The following is a 4,885-nucleotide window of genomic DNA, read 5'->3' on the forward strand; positions in this document are numbered from 1 at the left end:
GCTCCCCTGTGGCGGGCCGGGCCTCGGGCTCCGGTGGGGTCTGGTGGGCGGCGGTGGCCATGGCGCGGGGTCCTTCCTCGTACAGGGCGTCCGGGCCGGCGCACCGCTGCGGGCGGCGTGCGGCCCGTCCCTGACGCTATGTCCGCCCGGCTATCCTGTCTAAGATCAATATCGCTATGGCGTTATGACTGCTGGGGCATGGGGGCTTTCGTGGACCTGAACACGCTCGCGCAGTTCCTGGCGGTGGCGCGGCTGGAGCACCTGAGCCGGGCGGCGGAGGAACTGCGCGTCGCCCAGCCGTCGTTGAGCCGCTCCATCGCCCGGCTGGAGGCCGAGCTGGGCACCCCGCTGTTCGAGCGCGGCGGGCGGCTGCGGCTGAACGCGGCCGGGCAGCTGTTCCGCGGCTACGTCGAGCGTTCGCTCGGCGAACTGGAGGCCGGCCGGCGGGCGGTGGCGGAGGCCGCCGGGCAGGGGCTGGGCACGGTGCGGCTGGCCTCGGAGACCTTCCTGGCCTTCAGCGGGCCGCTGGCCGCGTTCAAGCGCGGCCACCCGGGGGTGGAGGTCGAACTGCACCAGCTGCCCGCGCGGGAGACGGGCCGGCGGCTGCGGGCCCAGGACGTCGACCTCGCCGTCGTCTCCCAGCCGATCACCGCCGAGGGCCTGGAGTCGGTGCTGCTGCTGGACGAGGAGGTGGGGCTGGCCGTCGCCCCCGGCCACCCGCTGGCCGGGCGCACCGCGGTCGGCGTCGACGACCTCGCCGACCAGCCGTTCATCGCCGCCCGCCCCGGGCACTGGCAGCGCCGCCTGCTGGAGCGGCTGTTCGCCGCCCGCGGCCTGGAGCCGCGGATCGTCTGCGAGAGCGACGAGGCCGGCGCCATCGCCGAGCTGATCAGCGCGGGCCTGGGCATCGGCCTGGTGCCCGCGCTCTCCCGGCGCACCGCCACCCGCCTGCCGCTGGTGTGGGTCGGCGTCGACGACCCCGACTGCCGGCGCTCCCTGACCCTGTTCTGGGCCGCGGACACGCGCCTGCCCGCCGGCGCCATCCGGCTGCGCGAGGCGATCGCGGGCTGGGACTGGGCGCGGAGCGGGCAGGCGCAGCGGGGCTTCTGACGACGGGCCCGCGGGCGGACGTCGCGGGCGGTCCTCGCGGGCGGTGGTGCTAGAGCTTGGCGGCCGAGAAGGTGTCGCACTGAGCGAAGTCGCCGCCGCGGTAGCCGGTGGTGAACCAGGCCTTGCGCTGCTCGGCGGAGCCGTGCGTCCAGGCCTCCGGGTTGATCCGGCCGGTGGCCTGCTGCTGGATGCGGTCGTCGCCGACCGCGGCGGCCGCGTCCAGGCCCTGGGCGATGTCCTGGTCGGTGAGCGAGGCGATCAGCGGACGGCCGGTGGAGGCCTGCGGGGTGGTGGTGGCGTGGTGCGCCCACACCCCGGCGTAGCAGTCGGCCTGCAGCTCCAGGCGGACCGAGCCGCTGGCGGCACCCTGGCGGTCGTTGCCGACCTTCTGCATGGCGCCGGTGAGGGTCTGGATGTGGTGGCCGTACTCGTGGGCGACGACGTAGGACTCGGCGAACGGGCCGCCCTTGGCGCCGAAGCGGGCGGACAGCTCGTTGAAGAAGCCCAGGTCGAAGTAGGCCTTCTTGTCGCCGGGGCAGTAGAACGGGCCCACCGCCGAGGTCGCCGGCCCGCAGGCGGTGGAGACCTGGCCGGTGAACAGCACCGTCTCGGCGTTCTTGTACGGGATCTTGGCGGCACGCGGCAGCTCGGTGCGCCAGAACTCCTGGAGGCTGTTGGTGACGGCCACGATCCGGCAGTCCTGGCGCTTGTTGGCGTCGGCGCCGGTCTTGCAGGCCTGCTGCACCTCGCCGGCGGTGCGGGTGCCGGTGGAGGAGCCGGAGGAGCCGGAGCCGGAGGACAGGCCCAGCAGCTGCGGGTCGACGCCGAGGACGACCGCGAACAGCACCGCGAGCAGGCCCACGGCCCCGCCGCCGATGGCGACCTTCCCGCCCGGGATGCCGCGCCGGTCGTCCACCTGCGAGGTGTCGAGGTCGCCCTGGTCGTCGAACTGCATGTGCCCCTGCCTGCCCGCTTCTGTCGGTCTCTGGCGATCGGTCGATCGGTCGATCTGTCGGTCGGTCGCTTTGTGCGCTCTGGTGACGGTCTGTGCCGTCACGGCCCGGCCCAGCCTACGGGCCCCGGCCCGCCTCGTCGCGCAGCGGGGCCTTCCGATGCCGGTGCGGGCGTCAGGCGGGGGCGGGGGCTCCGACGACGCGCAGCAGTTCCAGGCGGGAGGCGGAGTCGCTGCCGGGCGCGGCGGTGTGCACCAGCAGCAGCTGGTCCTCGCCGCCGGCGGCCAGCACCTCGCACTCCAGGTCCAGCGGCCCGACCACCGGGTGCAGGAGCCGTTTGCGGCCGCTGCGCCGCCGGGCGACCTCGTGGCGTTCCCAGTAGGCGGTGAACTCGCTGCTGTCGGCGAGGAGTTCGTCGAGGAGTTCGGCGGCGCGGCGGTCGCCGGGGCGGGCGGTGCGGGCGGCGCGCAGGGCGGCGACGTGGGCGCGGGCGAGGTCCTCGTGGTCCTCGGCGGGGAACAGCGTGCGGGTGCCGGGGTCGGTGAACCAGCGCAGCAGGAGGTTGCGGCGCTCGGGTGCCAGGGCGGTGTGGTCCCCGAACAGGGCGGCCGACATGGCGTTCTGCGCGAGGACGTCGCCGAGGTCGGAGACCACCTGGGCGGGCGTGTCGTGCAGCCGGTCGAGGATGAGCAGCAGTCCGGGACGCACGTGGCCGAGCGGGCCGTACCGGCGCGGGGGCTCGTGCCCGGCGAGGCGGAACAGGTGGTCGCGTTCGTCCTCGCTCAGCCGCAGGGCCCGGGCCAGGGCGGCGAGCAGCTGCGGTGAGGGCTGGGGGCCGCGGCGCTGTTCCAGGCGCGCGTAGTAGTCGACGGACAGCCCGGCGACCTGTGCCACCTCCTCCCTGCGCAGTCCGGGTGTGCGGCGCCGCGCCCCGGGTGGCAGCCCGAGGTCGGCGGGGGCGAGCCGGGCCCGGGCCCGGGTGAGGAAGTCGGCCAGCGCCGTTCGGTCGATCATGCCCCCAGCATGGCCCGCCGGGGCGTGGCGCAGCCAGGGATCGCCGGTCCCCGGCTGCCGGGATGGCGCCCGCTCCCGTGCCGCGCCTTCCCGGCCCGCGCGCGTCCCGCCGGTAGCGTGGACCGGCAGAACTTCCCCTGAGAGAACGGATGGTGACGGGATGTCGGACGAGGCGAAGCGCCGCATCTTCGCGATGCTGGACACCGATGGCGACGGCGTGATCTCCCACGACGAGTACCTCGCCCGGGTCGACCGGGCGGCCTCGGCGTTCGGGCGCGGCCCGTACGACCCGCTGGTGGCCGCGGCCCGCGCGACCCACGAGGAGGTCTTCCGGCAGATGGACGGCGACGGGGACGGCGGCGTCACCTTCGAGGAGTACCGCGCCTGGGCCGGTCACGAGGCCTTCGAGGAGACCTGTCGGCCTGCGCTCGGCTCGCTGTTCGACCTCGCCGACGGCGACGGCGACGGGCGTGTGACCCGAGGGGAGTTCGCCCGGCTGCGCGCGGCGAGCGGCAACCCGCCGGAGGGGGCCGCGGCCGCGTTCGACGCCCTCGACACGGGCGGCGAGGGCACCGTGGAGCGCGCCGTCTACCTGGTGGCGATCCACGACTTCCTCACCACCGGCTCCTCCCCCATGGCCGGCGCCTACGGTGACGGCCGCCCCGGCCCGCGGGAGCCCGCCGTCCGCTGACCTGGCTCCGGCGGTCGGTGCGGGCGTCGGCGGTCGGTGCGGGCGTCGGCGGTCGGTGCGGGCGTCGGCGGGTGTCGGCGGCCGGGAGCCCGCCCGGGCGCCCCGTGGCCCCAGCCAGGGATCGGCGGTCCCTGGATCGGGAGGTCTCTGCCGCGCCCCTCGCGCCGCGGGCAGGGTGGTGGGCGTCGGAGGAAGCGACTCCCTGGAGGAGACGGGCGATGGCGAAGATCCTGGTGACGGGCGCGACGGGTTCGGTGGGCAGCCGGCTGGTGCCGCGGCTGGTGCGGTGGGCGGGGGCGGAGGGCTCCTCGGTGCGGGTGCTGGTGCGCGACGCGGCGAGGGCGCGGGGCCTGGACGGGGTGGAGGTGGTGGTCGGCGACCTGTGCGAACAGGGCGACCGGGCGCGGGCGTTGGACGGGGCCGATGTGGTGCTGAACGTGGCGGCGGCGCTGCGCGGGGTGCCGGACGGGACGGCGTGGGCGGTCAACCGGGACGCGGCGGTGGCACTGGGGAGGGAGGCGGCGAAGGCCGGGGTGGCGCGGTTCGTCCACACCAGTACCAACCTGGTGTACGGGCGGGGGCTGGGCCGCCCCGCCGTGGAGGGCGACCGGACGGCGCCGGATCCGGCGTGGGGGGTGTACGCGGCGTCCAAGGCGCGGGCGGAGGAGGGGCTGCGCGCGCTCGGGGACGAACTGCCGCTGGTGGTGGCCCGGTTGGCGTTCGTGTACGGGGACGGCGATCCGCACCTGGCGCAGTCGCTGAACTGGGCGGCGCACTGGCCCGCGCACCAGCGCCTGGCGGTGGTGCACCACGCGGACGTGGCGCGGGCGCTGTGGCGCGCGGTGACGGTGCCCGGCGTCGAGGGGCGCACGTACAACGTCGGCGACGACGCGCCACTGACGGCCTGGGACCTGTACGCGCTCAACGGGCGGGTCCACCCCGGTGGTTCGCCGGACGCCCCGTTCGACCCGTGGGAGGGGCAGGTGTCGACGGCGGCGGCGCGCCGGGAGCTGGGCTGGCGTCCGCTGTACCCGTCGGCGTGGGCGGCGGCCGACGCCGGGGCGCTGTAACGGGGCCGGCCCCGCCGCGGGAAGGCGGGCCCGGCCCCGCCGTGGGG

5 protein-coding genes are annotated in these 4,885 nt (G+C 76.2%); 3 read left to right on the forward strand and 2 right to left on the reverse strand.

Going from position 1 to position 4,885, the window contains the following annotated elements:
* The first annotated feature begins 210 nt into the window (after positions 1-210).
* Positions 211-1,110 carry a LysR family transcriptional regulator gene (locus tag ACFU7Z_RS36185; RefSeq protein WP_380782269.1) on the forward strand — a complete coding sequence of 300 codons (900 nt, stop codon included), beginning with the start codon at positions 211-213 and terminating at the stop codon, positions 1,108-1,110.
* Between the two features lie 49 nt (positions 1,111-1,159).
* Here ACFU7Z_RS36185 and ACFU7Z_RS36190 read toward each other — a convergent pair whose 3' ends face one another.
* Both ACFU7Z_RS36190 and ACFU7Z_RS36195 read right to left on the reverse strand, forming a co-directional pair.
* Positions 1,160-2,065 carry a neutral zinc metallopeptidase gene (locus ACFU7Z_RS36190; protein WP_074006315.1) on the reverse strand — a complete coding sequence of 302 codons (906 nt, stop codon included), beginning with the start codon at positions 2,063-2,065 and terminating at the stop codon, positions 1,160-1,162.
* Between the two features lie 172 nt (positions 2,066-2,237).
* Positions 2,238-3,074, reverse strand: a complete 837-nt coding sequence (locus tag ACFU7Z_RS36195; protein ID WP_380782274.1) for a helix-turn-helix transcriptional regulator — start codon at positions 3,072-3,074, stop codon at positions 2,238-2,240.
* 163 nt (positions 3,075-3,237) lie between these two features.
* On the opposite strand from ACFU7Z_RS36195, the gene ACFU7Z_RS36200 reads away from it, so the two are divergent.
* Both ACFU7Z_RS36200 and ACFU7Z_RS36205 read left to right on the forward strand, forming a co-directional pair.
* Positions 3,238-3,768, forward strand: a complete 531-nt coding sequence (locus tag ACFU7Z_RS36200; protein WP_117485338.1) for an EF-hand domain-containing protein — start codon at positions 3,238-3,240, stop codon at positions 3,766-3,768.
* Positions 3,769-3,986: 218 nt separating this feature from the next.
* Entirely contained in the window at positions 3,987-4,838 is an 852-nt protein-coding gene (locus ACFU7Z_RS36205) for an NAD-dependent epimerase/dehydratase family protein (RefSeq protein ID WP_380782272.1), read from the forward strand.
* Positions 4,839-4,885 lie beyond the last annotated feature (47 nt).

The sequence above is a fragment of the Kitasatospora sp. NPDC057518 genome (assembly GCF_042802075.1).
Lineage (GTDB): Bacteria > Actinomycetota > Actinomycetes > Streptomycetales > Streptomycetaceae > Kitasatospora.